This window comes from Streptomyces sp. NPDC102274 (assembly GCF_044766385.1).
Taxonomy (GTDB): domain Bacteria; phylum Actinomycetota; class Actinomycetes; order Streptomycetales; family Streptomycetaceae; genus Streptomyces.
Window position 1 is genome coordinate 24,557 of the sequence record NZ_JBIWLW010000039.1, and the last position, 13,762, is coordinate 38,318.

General features: G+C 66.9%; 13 protein-coding genes and 3 pseudogenes. 10 read left to right on the forward strand and 6 right to left on the reverse strand.

Annotated elements, in window-relative coordinates:
* Positions 1–28 precede the first annotated feature (28 nt).
* From ACIRQP_RS35370 to ACIRQP_RS35390, 5 genes are all read left to right on the forward strand, one after another.
* Positions 29–766, forward strand: a complete 738-nt coding sequence (locus tag ACIRQP_RS35370; RefSeq protein ID WP_403897879.1) for an SDR family NAD(P)-dependent oxidoreductase — start codon at positions 29–31, stop codon at positions 764–766.
* Between the two features lie 431 nt (positions 767–1,197).
* A complete protein-coding gene (locus ACIRQP_RS35375; protein ID WP_403897882.1) occupies positions 1,198–1,590 on the forward strand; it encodes a hypothetical protein in 393 nt (130 codons plus the stop codon).
* Positions 1,591–1,734: 144 nt separating this feature from the next.
* On the forward strand, positions 1,735–2,562 hold the full coding sequence (locus ACIRQP_RS35380; protein WP_403897885.1) for an alpha/beta fold hydrolase: 828 nt from the start codon (positions 1,735–1,737) through the stop codon (positions 2,560–2,562).
* A gap of 391 nt (positions 2,563–2,953) precedes the next feature.
* Positions 2,954–3,100: a hypothetical protein gene (locus tag ACIRQP_RS35385; protein ID WP_403897887.1), complete on the forward strand. Its 147-nt coding sequence runs from the start codon at positions 2,954–2,956 to the stop codon at positions 3,098–3,100.
* Positions 3,101–3,368: 268 nt separating this feature from the next.
* Complete coding sequence (locus ACIRQP_RS35390; protein ID WP_403897890.1) at positions 3,369–3,806, forward strand: glutaredoxin domain-containing protein; 438 nt, start codon at positions 3,369–3,371, stop codon at positions 3,804–3,806.
* Between the two features lie 107 nt (positions 3,807–3,913).
* Here the strand turns inward: ACIRQP_RS35390 and ACIRQP_RS35395 are convergent, their stop codons facing one another.
* Entirely contained in the window at positions 3,914–4,435 is a 522-nt protein-coding gene (locus ACIRQP_RS35395; protein WP_403897892.1) for a hypothetical protein, read from the reverse strand.
* A gap of 289 nt (positions 4,436–4,724) precedes the next feature.
* On the opposite strand from ACIRQP_RS35395, the pseudogene ACIRQP_RS35400 reads away from it, so the two are divergent.
* A pseudogene (locus ACIRQP_RS35400) lies at positions 4,725–4,859 on the forward strand (transposase); the annotation flags it as partial.
* On the opposite strand, the pseudogene ACIRQP_RS35405 reads toward ACIRQP_RS35400, so the two are convergent.
* Positions 4,860–5,045, reverse strand: a pseudogene (locus tag ACIRQP_RS35405) (ISAzo13 family transposase); the annotation flags it as partial.
* Between the two features lie 6 nt (positions 5,046–5,051).
* Positions 5,052–5,636 (reverse strand): RICIN domain-containing protein, encoded by a 585-nt coding sequence (locus ACIRQP_RS35410; protein ID WP_403897895.1) that lies wholly within the window; start codon positions 5,634–5,636, stop codon positions 5,052–5,054.
* Positions 5,637–5,900: 264 nt separating this feature from the next.
* Between ACIRQP_RS35410 and ACIRQP_RS35415 the strand changes: the two genes are divergently transcribed.
* Entirely contained in the window at positions 5,901–8,606 is a 2,706-nt protein-coding gene (locus tag ACIRQP_RS35415) for an AAA family ATPase (RefSeq protein WP_403897898.1), read from the forward strand.
* An 833-nt stretch (positions 8,607–9,439) separates the two neighbouring features.
* On the opposite strand, the gene ACIRQP_RS35420 is transcribed toward ACIRQP_RS35415, so the two are convergent.
* Positions 9,440–10,390 carry an SDR family NAD(P)-dependent oxidoreductase gene (locus ACIRQP_RS35420; protein WP_403897901.1) on the reverse strand — a complete coding sequence of 317 codons (951 nt, stop codon included), beginning with the start codon at positions 10,388–10,390 and terminating at the stop codon, positions 9,440–9,442.
* 122 nt (positions 10,391–10,512) lie between these two features.
* Here ACIRQP_RS35420 and ACIRQP_RS35425 point away from each other — a divergent pair, with 122 nt between their 5' ends.
* Positions 10,513–11,169, forward strand: a complete 657-nt coding sequence (locus ACIRQP_RS35425; protein WP_403898008.1) for a TetR family transcriptional regulator — start codon at positions 10,513–10,515, stop codon at positions 11,167–11,169.
* Between the two features lie 116 nt (positions 11,170–11,285).
* A pseudogene (locus ACIRQP_RS35430) lies at positions 11,286–11,492 on the forward strand (hypothetical protein); the annotation flags it as partial.
* A 157-nt stretch (positions 11,493–11,649) separates the two neighbouring features.
* Here the strand turns inward: ACIRQP_RS35430 and ACIRQP_RS35435 are convergent.
* Positions 11,650–11,991, reverse strand: coding sequence for a hypothetical protein (locus tag ACIRQP_RS35435; protein WP_403897904.1), 342 nt, complete (start codon positions 11,989–11,991; stop codon positions 11,650–11,652).
* Positions 11,988–12,920, reverse strand: a complete 933-nt coding sequence (locus ACIRQP_RS35440) for an alpha/beta hydrolase family protein (RefSeq protein ID WP_403897907.1) — start codon at positions 12,918–12,920, stop codon at positions 11,988–11,990. The genes ACIRQP_RS35435 and ACIRQP_RS35440 overlap by 4 nt, the downstream gene beginning before the upstream one ends.
* Positions 12,921–13,063: 143 nt before the next feature.
* On the opposite strand from ACIRQP_RS35440, the gene ACIRQP_RS35445 reads away from it, so the two are divergent.
* Entirely contained in the window at positions 13,064–13,675 is a 612-nt protein-coding gene (locus tag ACIRQP_RS35445) for a TetR/AcrR family transcriptional regulator (protein WP_403897909.1), read from the forward strand.
* Positions 13,676–13,762: the final 87 nt, after the last annotated feature.

Genomic DNA, 13,762 nt, shown 5'->3' on the forward strand with positions numbered 1-13,762 from the left:
CCCGCACCACAGAGAAAGAAGCACGATCATGAGCAGGGACCTCGCCCAGCAGACCGCCCTTGTCACCGGAGCCACCGCAGGCATCGGCCGCGCCACCGCTCTGGCCCTGGCCGCACGCGGCGCCGACATCATCGTCCACGGCCGCAACAAGGACCGCGCCGTCGACACCCTCCAGCAGATCGAGGCCCTGGGTGCCACCGCCCGCTTCGAGCCCGCCGACCTGTCCGACCCCGCCGAGGTGACCGCGTTGGCCGAACGTGTCGGCGACGTCGACATCCTGGTCAACAACGCGGGCATCTTCCACTTCGCCAGCACCGCCGACACCGACCCGGCCACCTTCGACGCCCACGTCGCCATCAACCTGCGCGCCCCCTACTTCCTCGTCCAGGCCCTCGCCCCGGGCATGACCGCACGCGGACACGGCGCCATCATCAACATCAGCAGCGGCGCCGCCGCCACCCCCGGCCTCGGCAGCGGCATCTACGGCGCCACCAAAGCCGCCCTCGAATCCCTCACCCGCGTGTGGGCCGCCGAATACGGCCCCGACGGCGTCCGCGTCAACGCCGTCGCCGCAGGCCCCACCCGCACCGAAGGCACCGCCGCCTACGGCGACGCCTTCGAATCCGCCGGACAGGCGGTCGCCCTCAAGCGTCTCGCCGACCCTGAGGAGATCGCCAGCACCGTCGCCTTCATGGCATCTCCGGAGGCCAGCTACGTCAACGGCGCCACCCTCAGCGCCATGGGCGGCCAACCCGCCCTCGGCTGAGGCTGTCCCGTAATCCCCGGCGGGTGCGCGGCGTCGGCTACGGCGCCTCGCCGCGTTGTCGGAACGCCCGCATACATCCAGTAGGCGGGCGCCCCTCCGCCTTGCGACGCTCCCCTGTAGCCTGAACGGCACGGGAGGCACCCCCTCCATCCGACGCCGCGCACTGATCCACCAGGGATAACGGGACAGCCCGCAGGCAAACTCTCACAAGCGACTGTCCGACGTGCGAGCCCCGGCCGGAAGCGCCTGCCGCACCCGGAGCGGGAAGACCGCGACGAAGTACCACACCGCCCGCTTCCTCATCGTCCCCGCGCTCCGAGAGGAGCTGGAAGTGCCGAGCGACCAGACGGCGTTGAGGCCGAGGGTGCGGTGCGCGAGGGCCACCGCCGCGATCAGGACGGCGAAGATGACAGCGGCGATGATGGTCCGTCATGAAGGGAAAACGAGGGGAGGCGTTCGCCTACGGGGCGATCACGGTGGTGCTGTTCGGGGCCGCGGTCTCAGTTGGCAGATGGGTGCTACCGGGGGCCGAGCAGGGCGATGTCGATCCCGTGGGGATAGTGATCGGCCTGACCGCGTCGGCGGTCAGTGTGTGGACCGGGTGGTTCACCGTTCGCTCCCTGCGCTGGCAGGGGACCAACCTCGCGGAGGTGGCGGAACGACTGGCGGTGGAGATGCTGGACGCCGAGCGCACGGCGCGACGGCAGCTACTGGGCGACCTGCACGCCTGCGTGCAGGCTGCACCGACCTTGCCAGGGTCGAGGTCCACCGCAGTGAATGACACACCTCGCTCCGTTCGCGTAAAAACCCCTATGGGGTGTTGAGTCACCGTTTGCCGATCCAATGCACGCCTGTCAACCTGGAACGGAAGCCCGGCAGCCCGCACCCGTGCGCGTGAAGGTGTGCCGTATAGCGCGACGTATCCGCACGCGCACTGCGTTCCGGACCAGTGAGAAAGGAACCGCAGCATGCCCTTCGTCACCGCCAGAGACGGAACAGAAATCTTTTACAAAGACTGGGGATCCGGTAAGCCCGTGGTGTTCTCCCACGGCTGGCCACTGACCGCCGATGCGTGGGATCCTCAACTGAAACTCATGGCGGACAACGGTTTCCGCGCGATTGCCCACGACCGGCGCGGGGGCGGGCGCTCCGGGCAGACCTGGGACGGGAACAACCTCGACACGTACGCCGATGACCTGGCGTCACTCGTCGAGACCCTCGACCTGCACGACGTCATCCTGGTCGGCCACTCGACCGGTGGCGGTGAGGTCACCCGCTACATCGGCAAGTACGGCTCCAGTCGGGTCGCCAAAGCCGTACTGCTCAGCGCGATCCCGCCGTTGATGCTCAAAACGGACGCGAACCCCGAAGGACTTCCGATTGAGGTCTTCGACGAGATCCGAGCCGGCGTAGCAAAGGACCGCTCGCAGTTCTACAAAGACCTCAGCGCTGCTTTCTACGGCGCGAACCGCGATGGATCAACCGTCACCCAGGGCACCCGCGACGAGTTCTGGCTCTGGTCGATGTCGGTGGGCATCAAGGGCTCCTACGACTGCGTCAAGGCGTTCTCCGAGACCGACCTCACCGAAGATCTGAAGAAGTTCGACGTACCCACCCTGATCGCACACGGCGACGACGACCAGATCGTCCCGATCGTCGCTTCCGGAAATAAGTCGTCCAAGTTGGTCAAGGACGCGATCTTCAAGGTCTACCCTGGCGCCCCCCACGGCCTTTCAATGGTCCCCGTATTCGCCGAGCAGTTCAACAAAGACCTGTTCGACTTCGCACGTAGCTGAAGTCTTTTACCGCCCGGCCGGAATTTCGTGCCGAGTGAGAGGTTTCGCGTGATCGGATATCGGTGTGCCGCGAGGTCTTCACCCTCGTAACGGAGATGCGGTGCGGGAGCACGCCTGGCCTGCGACGCCGGGCACGGCACCTCGCCGCGTTGTCGGAGTCGTCCACGTACGGCCGGGCCATCCACAACGCCGATCCTCCGGACTTGCGATGCTCCCCCGTGGCCTGAACGGCACGGGGGTACTCCCCGCACCAGAGCCCGCAGGCCCCGCCCTGCGGGCGGATGACCCGGACGGGGCCGCCCGCGCGCCCTCGGCCACCTCGTCGTGAGGCGCACTGGCCGAGCCGGACACATCCGGACCGAAGTTCCAGGCCGAGGCCATTCTCGACGCGGTGGACCGCGGCAAAAGCGACGCCGTGATCGCGCTGGAGTGGACCTCCGCAGATCGGATCCGCGACCGGCCGACCATCACCCGCTCGAAGTCGGTCTACTACCCGGCCTTCGGAGCCTGCGACGTATGCGGAGTGGGAGGCCGATGAACGGGAGCGCTTCGTTCGGCGTCCGACTTGACGGCACTGGTCTGGCCTGGTCGGGGCGGTGTCAGCAGAGTCGACCTTCTGGTGCCAACTGGAGCGACCAGACCGACCGGGCACCTCAGGTCAGCCGGCCCTCCGGTGTCGGCCACCCATCGAAAGTGTCCTTGGCCGGAGCACATGGTCGGACGAAGGCCGCTCCGGTGTCCGACGAACGCCCTGGTGAGCGGCCCGGTTCGAGGAGTATTCCGACTCACCGATAGCCTGCGTCATCATGATGCGCACTTGGATATTGCCGATGGTGCTTGTGCTCTGCGGTTCAGCCGTCGCGACTGGGCTGATCCTCAGGGGGAGTCCGGGTGAAGCCGCGACATTTTTGCTGGCGTTTGTTCTGCTCGCGGGCGTGAACTCGCCTCTGATCTTCCCGAGGTCGATCGGTGCGCTGGAGGCACAACGCCGTAGCGCGGTCGACGGCCGGCCGGTCGTCTTCTGGCGGTCGGGCTGCAAGTACTGTCTGCGACTGCGCATCCGATTGGGCCGTAACGCCCGCCAGTTGCATTGGGTCGATATCTGGCGTGACCCGGCTGGAGCAGCAGTGGTGAGGGCGGTAAACGAAGGCGACGAGACTGTGCCGACTGTCGTCGTGGCGGGCCGGCCGCACGTCAACCCCGATCCTGAATGGGTACGCGAACAGCTCCCCCCTTCGGCGTGATTGGGAGTGGTGCCAGGAGAGGTGCCCGCAGGTCCCGAAAGATCGTCAGCCGGTGCGACTCCCTCTGAACCTACTGTCTGCGCGGTAAGACGCAGACGGACGAACCGCTACTCGACCCCTGTGAGCACCTGCCAGGGGCGGGTGGGATGCACGTGGGCCTCCAGGGAGAACAATCGCGGAGATGGTCGCAAGCGGGACGACAGGTCGTACTTTGCCAAGTCCTCCGCCGGCACCTTGACCACGTCGGCCACGTAGTCGACCGGAGCCTGCGGGAACTCCTCCATGAACTGGGGGAGCCGGCCCTCCAGTTCGAAGAACTTCAGCGTCGGTACGAAGCCGAGCCGGTTCGGGCCGGACTTCTTCGCGACCAGGTCCCAGTCACCGCGCACCGGCGTCCACCACGCCACCGCGTCCTCGGGTGACCACTTACGACCGGCGCCGGGTGGGACGCCGTAGAGGTGTTTCCCGGCCCGGTCGGGGCCCGGTTTCGTGGCGGGCTCCGACCGGTATGGGCAGGAGGTCTCGCCTCCGGGACGGCGGGCTGCCCGTATGGCCGTGGTGGTCCGTGTGCCCGGGCTCAGGCCTCCGAACGTGCGGACCGGGATCTGTTCGGCGTCGTGCTGAGACATGCTTGTCATTCCTCGCTTCTCGCGGATACCTGCCGTGTTTTCTGTGATGGCAGACTAAATAACGATTTAGTCCGGAAGCGGGATCTGAGCGTGACGTTTATCCGAGGAGGTCGAAACGGATCTCGAACTGGGTCGCTCACGTGGGTATTCGCCGGACTCGGGACGGGCCTCGGCCTGATCACGTGTTCTGACCAAGGACGCACTGATCAGACCGAGGCCCGTGGGGACGAGTGTGCCGCAACAGGACTTCCCGAAGGACGCGTTGGCGACGCTGTCACACTTTCGGGGCGACATTGACCGGCTCCGTCGGGCGATCGCTGGAATACCGCTGCCCGGGGCTACGGACGGCCGTCCCGTCCTCGCGGTCGACGTCTCGCCCTGGTTGCGGCCGGACGCGGCCACCTGCCCGGACCGTTCCTTCTGCCGCCGCTGCGACGTGGTGTATTCGGGTCAACTCGTCGGTCAGATGGCGGGCCGACCTGGTCGTCCGGCGCGTGGCACGGGATCGCCACACGCGTCGGCTCGACCAGGGCGAGCAGCGCGGTCCGTAGGACGGGGTCCGGTCAACGACGCGCCTCCGGCCCCCACCTGGCCGACGGATCCGTCCCAGCGATGCTTATGCCGCGGCGAGATACCAAAGACGCGACGGGTCGGTGTCGCAGTTGTAGATGACCGTGGGCGTGTTGTTCAGGACACCTCCGCCCGCCGGGCTGAGGCACTTGCCGCTCTTGTAGTTGACGAGGTGGTACCGGAGATTACCCTTATCGACGAAGTACCAGAGCCGCGACGGATCGTTGTCGCAGTTGTAGATGACGGTCTGAGCGTTGTTGTCGGAGCGACCGCCCTCGGGAGTAAGGCACTTGCCGCTGTTGAGGTTCAGGATCTGGTAGATGTTGTTGCCCTTGTTCACCAGGTACCAGGTGCGTGACGGGTCGGTGTCGCAGTTGAAGATGACATTGACGGCATTGTTGTCTGAACGACCCCCCTCAGGAGTAAGGCACTTGCCGCTCTTGTTGTTCACGAGAAAGAGGTTGCCCAATTCCGCGGCCGCTCGTGACGATGCCGTCGTTGAGGGCGACACCTGCGCCCCCGCCGGCGCCGGGCTCGATGCCGAGGCACCCGGTGCCGAGAGGACGCTGCCGCCGATCGCGGCCACAGTTGCTGCGACCAGCCCTGCGGCCTTGAAGTGAATTTTCACCATTGTCTGCTTTCGTTGCCGAGCGCGGATAATTGAATGCGGGCGGGCATCCTTGATCGTCGGGGCCGTGTACCCGGCGAAGCGCGACAGGTCGACATCCTGTCGGTGCGTGCCTGGATATCGAACCGAATCGATTCTCGGGTGCCACGCAAGGCGCTGTGAAACTTACCGTTGAGGCAGAGTCATGTCGTGAGTAGCCTGGTACTCAGACCCTCCGTATGATGTCGGACCTGGTGTGCGGGGCCGATCCGTGCAGAAGGGCTGTCGATGAATGGCCGAAATGAACGTCCGGCTCCGTCGGAACATTTGGGACATGAGGCCGGTTCATCTCCTCGCTCCTGGCCGCTGACAGGTCGAGATGAAATATTGAGCGAGTTGATATCGCAGCTGGAGCACCCCGACGGGCCCTGCCTGCTGATCACGGGGCCGGCGGGAGTGGGCAAGACGCGGCTGGCGCGCGAACTGCTGTCCAGGACCGACGCCTCCCCGGGGCAGGTCATGGCGGCATCGGCCACCGAGAGCACCGCACAGATCCCGTTCGGGGCTCTGGCACACCTGCTCCCCGCGACGTGGCCCAGCGTCGACGGGCGCCCCAACCTGCTGCGGGTCCTTGCCGACGCGCTGCTTGCCGATGCTGATGGCGGACAGCGAATCCTGCTGGTCGACGACGCGCATCTGCTCGACGAAGGCTCGGCCGCCCTGCTGCTGCACCTTGCCGTACGCGGCGGCACGCAGATCGTTCTCACCGCACGCTCCGGTGTGGCGATGCCCGACGCGATCGAGGCTTTGGTGCGCGGAAACTACGCCGTCAGAGTCGACCTGCGGCCGCTGGAGCCCGATGCCGTCAGACACCTGTTGGAACGGACGCTGCGCGGTCAGGTGCAGACCACGACCGTACGTCGGCTCTGGGAGTGCAGCAGCGGAAATGTGCTCTGGTTGCAGCAACTCGTCGACGCCGGACTCGCCTTCGGGGCACTGGCGGTCGTCGAGGAAGTGTGGTGCTGGCAAGGACCGTTCCAACTCAGTACGCAGCTGGTCGATCTGGTGAGTCAGCGCATCGGACAGCTCCCCGCGGCGGTGCAACGTGCCGCCGGATTACTTGCCTTCGGGGAACCGCTTGGCGTGCCGGTCCTCGAAGAACTCACCAGCGCGGCCGTGATGGACGAACTCGACCGCCGCAACCTCGTCGTCAGCGAGGGCGACGGTCGGCGCATACACCTCCGGCTGGCTCATCCCCTCTACGGCGAGGTCCTGCGCGGGCAAACGCCGCCCCACCGGCGCCGCCGGTACTGCCAGGAACTGGCAGCGGCGGTCCAGCGCACGGGCCTGCGGCGGCGCGAGGACCTTGCCCGCGTCGGCGGCTGGCTTCTGGAAGCCGGTGATCTCAGCGATCCGCGGTTGCTCCTCTCCGCGGCCGATCGCGCAGTCCTGACGATGGACTTCACCCTGGCGGCGCAATTGGCCCAGGCAGCCTGCGACGCCGGTGGAGGAGCGCCGGCCCGGCGAACACTGGCCGTCACGCTCGGCTACGCCGGGCACGGTGTGCGAGCGGAGCAGGTCCACAGCGACCTGGCGCAGAGCATCACGTCCAGCCGCGATCATCTGCAGTCGGTGCAACTGCGCGCCGCCAACATGTACCTGTCCCTCGACCGGCCCGCTGACGCACTGGAATTGCTCCGCCGTACCGAACAGGTGATGACCGATGACGCCGCACGAGCGGAGCTGGCCGCGCTGCAGGCCATCCTGCTCGCGGTGCACGCCGACTGGTCGGCGTACGAGCACGCCGTCACCCGCGCCCGGGGTTGCGCACCGTCGAGCCCCCGGACAGCGCTCCGGATACGGTACGCCGAGTGCGTTGATCACTTCTGTCACGGTCGGACTGTCGCAGCTCGGCAGTTGATCGAATCCGAATTATCGGCGACCTCCGGCGACGACGACATACCGATGGTGCGTGCCGGCCTCATGGGCTGGCTGTGCATCATCCAGGCATTCTCGGGGCGGCTGGACGAAGCCGAAGCGACCGCCGTTGACCAGTGCCGGCAGGCACAGGACTCCGGTTGGACCGGTCACCTGGGTGCCTGGCAGTTCTACCTGGGCAGGGTCGCCGCCCGCCAGGGGCGTCTGAAATCCGCTCAACGGTACATGCGGGAAGCGGCTTCCACGCTGCGCGACGACAGCACCTGGGGACAGCAGGCGTTGATCCTCGGCGAGTGGGCCACCATCGAGGCGCTGGTCGGCAACGCCGACAAGGCGAAGGCGCTACTCGACCAGGCGCATCTGGCCCGCGTGGAGTCTTACCGCGTATTCCACATCCCGGCCTTCCAGATGGCCCAGCCGTGGATCCTGGCGACCCAGGGCCGGGGCCGTGACGCCGCGCGGCAGGCGATACGCGCGGCAGGCGACGCCCGGCAGCAGCAGGCCCTGCTCTGGGAGGCGGAGTTGTTGCACCTGCCGATACGCCTGGGCCAGCCCGCAGCCGTATCCGGCCGGCTCGCCGAACTCGCCGCCGCCTCGGACGCCCCGCATATAAGGATCTACGCCGAACACGCCGCCGCCTTCGCCGCCCGTGACGCCTCCGGCGTGGAGCGGGTCAGTGCAGCGTTCGAGGCTGCCGGTATGCACCTGCACGCCGCGGAGGCGGCAGCCCACGCGGCGCTCCTGTGGTCGCGCAATTCAAACGGGATGCACGCCCAACAGGTCGCCGACCGCTGCTATCAACTCGCGCGGCGCTGCGAGGGCGTCACAACACCGGCCGTCCTCGCCTGCTGGACCCCCGAGCTGACCGATCGCGAACGTGACATCGCACGCCTTGCCGCCAGCGGCCAGAGCAGCCAACGCATTGCCGGGCAACTCGGTATCACCGTACGCACCGTTGACAACCACCTGTACCGGGTCTACCGCAAGACCGGTGTGAGTGGGAGGAGCGAACTGCGGAAGGTTCTCTCCATCGGTTTTCCGGACTCTCCTGAGTAACTCTGACTCGCCACCGCTGAATGACCGCTCTGATAGGGGCGACGCGAGGGGCGAGTCTTCTCGTGGGTCGACGGCAGGACTGTGTCCTGCGGCGGACGGCGTCCCCGGCCTCCGAGGGTCGGCGCGGACCCGGCTAGTAACTGAACTTCAACAACGTTGATCAGCAGTCGAGTTGACACACCTGGACGATGAAACCGAAGACCACCTGTCAGCAGAACGAGCACAAGCGATCAGCGTCTGACCACGCTGCAGCCGGGCCTCGGCCTCGTCCAGGTCATCGACCGCGAAGTCGAGGTGAAACTGCCGGGGCCTCTGACGGCAAGGCGTCCAGCGGCTGTGTATTACAGCTTCGGTCCGCCTGCCGCTTCCCATTCAGCAGCATCAAGCACGAGAGCTACGGTGTCGGCATATGTATCACCGCTCACATATACCGGCACCTTCCACTTCCCTGATCGAGGTAGGTGCAACGTCTCTTCGTCGGGATCTACAACATCTGAGATGCTGACCGTGGCCGAGGGAAAACTCGTCACTGCATCGAGAATTTTCCGGATTCCGAAGGTATGGCTCTCGCCAACGTGGATTTGGGTGACGATTTCTCCATCCGTGTCTCCCTGTCCCGACACGTACAGGTTTCAGGAAGGAAGAGGGTTTCCTCCTCTCCGGTTACGGCGCCCGGGCCATCGCCACCCTCACTCCGAGGCCGTGATCCACCTGGCCATGACCGACCTGAGGGCCCGTCGCCTCACCCGCGAGACCATCATCTCCCGGCGCGGCTCCACAAATCTGCGTCGACCACGTATTCCGCGACGAAACACTGAGGGAAACGCGACCTCTTACTGAGGGCTCGACACTCGGGCATCGAGCGACTCGGACAGCTCCCACAGACGCACCGCGGCGTCGGGATCAACGGCGAACTCATGCACTCCGTCGAGCGAGGGATCGTCGCCGGCGAGACGGGAGGCTTCCCGGCAGTTCTCAAGGTAAAGGCCCCCGATGCCGGTAAGTTCGGGGGCGGTGGCCGCCCAGACCGTGGTCGCTGCACCCTGTTCGATCGTCTTCATTGTGATCACGCCGGACTTCTCCATCTCGCCCCAGCCCGCCCGCACCTCGTCGGGAACGAAGCGCTGGAGGTTGGTCTCGATGTTGCCCGGCATGACGGCGTTCACCGTGATGCCGTCCGGTCGCCAGCGGCGCTGTGCCTCCACGGCAAACAGAGCGTTCGCGGTCTTCGACTGTCCGTATGCGGCCCACGGGTCGTAGGGGCGGCGTTCGAAGTTGATGTCATCGAAGTTGATGCCGGAGAAGTGATGTGCCGAGGAGCTCAACGACACCACCCTCGCCTGCTCCGCGGCGAGCAGTGCTCCGTGGAGGCGACGAGACAGGAGGAAGTGTCCGAGGTGGTTGGTCGCGAGCTGGATCTCCAGACCGGCGGGCGTCGTGGTGCGCGTGGGGACGGCCATGACGCCGGCGTTGTTGATCAGTATGTTCACGGGCTCGGTGACGCGTCGGGCGAAGGCGGCGATCGACGCCGGATCCGCCAGATCGAGCAGCGCGGCCGACACGTGACCGGTTGCGGCTGCGTTGAGTTCGGCGGCAGCCGCGAGGCCTTGGTCGAGGTTGCGGACGGCGAGCGTCACGTCGGCGCCGGCGGTGGCCAGGACGCGGGCGGTCTCGCGCCCAATGCCTGACGCGCCGCCCGTGATGATCGCGGTCTGCCCGGACAGATCGATGCTCTCCGCGACGTCTGCCGCGGTGGCGGCAGTGGAGAAACGGGACGTGATCATGAGTCTTCCTTCGGTCGATGGCGCAAGGCGTGAGGGGTTAACGCACAGCCTGTGTGCTAAAAGCTTAGGTCGACTGGTCGGCGTTGTCCAACGCACGGCCTGTGCGTAAAGTTGGGCGAGTGATGATGGCCCAGTACCAGCGGGCGCGAAGCGCCGAAGCGAAGCAGGAGCGAGCGGACGCACTCGTGCAGGCCGCACGGGACCTGGCGCTGCAAAGCGGCGTCCGCGGCGTGACGCTCACCGGCATCGCGGAACGAGTCGGCCTGCACCACTCCGCGATCCGCCGTTACTTCACGTCACACAACGAGGTGCTGCTCAGACTCGCCGCGCAGGGGTGGCGCGGCTGGGCGAACCGCGTTGACGGTGCCCTCACCGCCCACGAACGGCCCGGTCCCGCGCGGATCGCCGCCGTCCTCGTCGAGACACTCGCGGAAGACCCGTTGCTGTGCGACCTCCTCGCGAACGCGCCCACGCGCATTGAGCAGGACGTCGATATCGACTTCATCCGGGAGTTCAAACGTGAGGGCATGACCGCGGCGCGGCGCATCGCGGCTGCCGTGGCTCGCTCCGAACCGCGCCTGACCAGCGAAGCCGCATGGGACGTGCTCACAGCGACGAACTGCCTTGCGGCCATCCGCTGGCAGGTTTCGCACCCCCCGGCCGCACTCGCACAGGTCTACGCGGATGAACCCGACCTCGCACACTTCGCCACGGACTTCGTCCCTGACACGAAACGACTGGTCGAGGCAACCATTCGCGGGCTCATCAACGACGACTGACGACTTGGTGCGAGAACCGCGGCGCCGCCAGGAGTCGCCCCGGCGGGCCGCATACCGGAGCCTACCGCCGCGCGGAGTGATGCGGAGTGATTGAGGTCCAGGGGCTGTCTTCAGTTGTGATCAAGCCTGGGTCGGGGTGCCGGTCCGGTACGGACTGTGGTGGGACTCGTGCGCAACTCACGGACGGCGAACGGAAGTTCATCGGTCCGTTCCTGTCGGTCGGCAGGGTCGGCCCGTACCCCGAGCGTCTGAGTGAGCACTTTGAGGGGGTGATCCGGCAGTTGGGCACCAGCAACCAGTGGAGGGAGACGCTCAAGCGGTTCTGCGCCTGGCGGACCGTCTACAACCGCTTCATGCGATGGCGCGACGCGGGCGCCTTCCAGGCCCAGCCGGAAGAGGCGATCGCCGAGGCCGCCAGCGGGGAAGAGGTCGACATGTCCTTGGCCAGCGTGGACTCCACTCCACCACCCCGCAGGCTCATCATGACCCCGGCCGGCGCTCGTCGACCTGCTGCTCGTGCACGTACTGGGCCCGTGGCAGGAGGTGCAGCGGCTCAGCGAACTGGCCGGCCTGTCGCCTACCGCGTTCACCCGGCGCTTCACCGCTTCGGTGGGCAAGCCGCCGACGGCACTTCGGCGCGGATCCTGCCGTATAGGCATTCGCGGAAGTGCGCCAACGATGGTCGAACAGCCGGGCGTGCTCGATCTGCGGAATGCTGTTCGCCTCGCGCCAGACCCTCAGAACGTCGTCGTAGGCGACCTGCGACAGGACGGCCAGGGCTCCGAAGCCGGGCGTGCGGGTCGGCGCGAGGGGGTTCGTCACTTCGAGTCGATTGTTCCCAGTGGGTCGCTGGTGGCGGCCAGGGTTCCGCGGGCGGTAGGCCACGCGTCGTTGTCGACGCCCAACGCGGTGCGCAGATACGCCAGCGTGGCTTGCTGGACGACCGCGACGCGCTCGGGGCTCTCGTCGGTCGTCCGCGTGTCGTTGTAACCCTGGATGCCGCCGAGCCCGTGTTCCGCGCCGAACAGGGTCAGCAGATCGGTGGCGCCCGAGCTGAGGCGGTAGCCGTCGGTGAACCAGTCCGGGCCGCGCACCGTCAGCGGGGAGTCGTCCTGATCGCCGGCGACGATCAGACTCGGCGTCTTCATCTCGGCGAAATCAGGGCTCATGAACGAGAAGTGCTCGGCGGCGAACGGGGTCAGATCGGCGCCGCCGATTCCGGGCAGACAGAGCAGCACTGCCACCCTGACCCGCAGGTCCGCCATGCTTTCACCGGGCATGCCGTCGGCGTCGACGACCCGCGCGCCAGCGAGCGTGCTCGCGGTCTGTGCACCCCACGAGTGTCCGGCGGCCGCGATGCGGCCGTGGTCGACGCGTCCGGCCAGCCCGGGCACGGCGGCTTCGACGGTGTCGAGCTGGTCGAGGACACAGGCCAGGTCGTCGGTCCGGATGCGCCAGATGCGCGGGGTGCGCGGGTCGTCGGGGGAGAGGTTGAGCGAGTCGAGATGGGTGGGCTGGATGACGACGAACCCGTGGGCGGCCCAGAAGTCGACCAGCGGTGCGTAGTTGTCCATGGACAAGGTCATGCCGTGCGAGAAGACGACGACCGGCAGGTCGTGACCGGTCGTCGGCGCTGAGACCCGTACCCGCAGGTCTTGGCCGCGGTCAGGGGCCGCGAGCGTGACCGGTTTGACCGAGATGATCGGTGTGGTCGAGTCGGTGCCGACATTGGCCGATGTTGTGTTGCCCATGAGATGAATACCTTCCTCGTCGCGGTCGCGGCATGATGGCCCGTACTGCGCAACGATCTGAGATGATGGGCAACCGGAGCGACGCTCCGATTCACCATATGGAGCGTTGCTCCGTTTAGCAAGTGAGAAGGAAGGGGCCTCGAATGACGACGGCTGATACGCCGCCGCCGCACGCCAGCGCCGGCCGGCCGCAACGGTCCGACGCCCGGCGCAACCAGCAGACGCTCCTGGACGCGGCCGCCGCCGTGTTCGTCCGTGCGGGGGTCGAGGCTCCCGTGCGAGACATCGCCACCGAAGCGGGCGTCGGCATGGGGACCATCTACCGGCACTTCCCCACCCGGGCCGACCTGGTGGTCGCGGTCTTCCGGCACCAGCTCGACGCGCTGGCCAACGCCACGACCACTACCCCCGCAGCGGACGAAACACCTTACGAAGCGCTACGGTCATGGGTTGCGCGGTTTGCCGATTTCCTGGTCACCAAGCACGGCCTGGCCGAGGCGCTGCACTCAGACCAAGCCGGGTTCGAGAGCCTGCACGCCGAGTTCGTCGAACGCCTGATGCCCGTGCTCGACCAGTTGTTGAAAGCATCCGCCGCCGCAGGCGAGACGCGCGCGGACGTACGGCCTTACGACCTCATGCTCGGCATCGGCAACCTGTGCATCGGGGTCGAGAACTACCCCGACTACCAAGCTCGCCGCGTGATCGACCTGCTCCTCGCGGGCCTTGCGCAGGCCGCCTCTGGCACAGGCGGGTAGTGCCCCGAATAGCGCCCGCGCCGCTCAGTGGACTGAGCGGCACCCAAGGAGGCATCCGGCAGGGCCAGTCGGGCCGGCGCGGCCCTC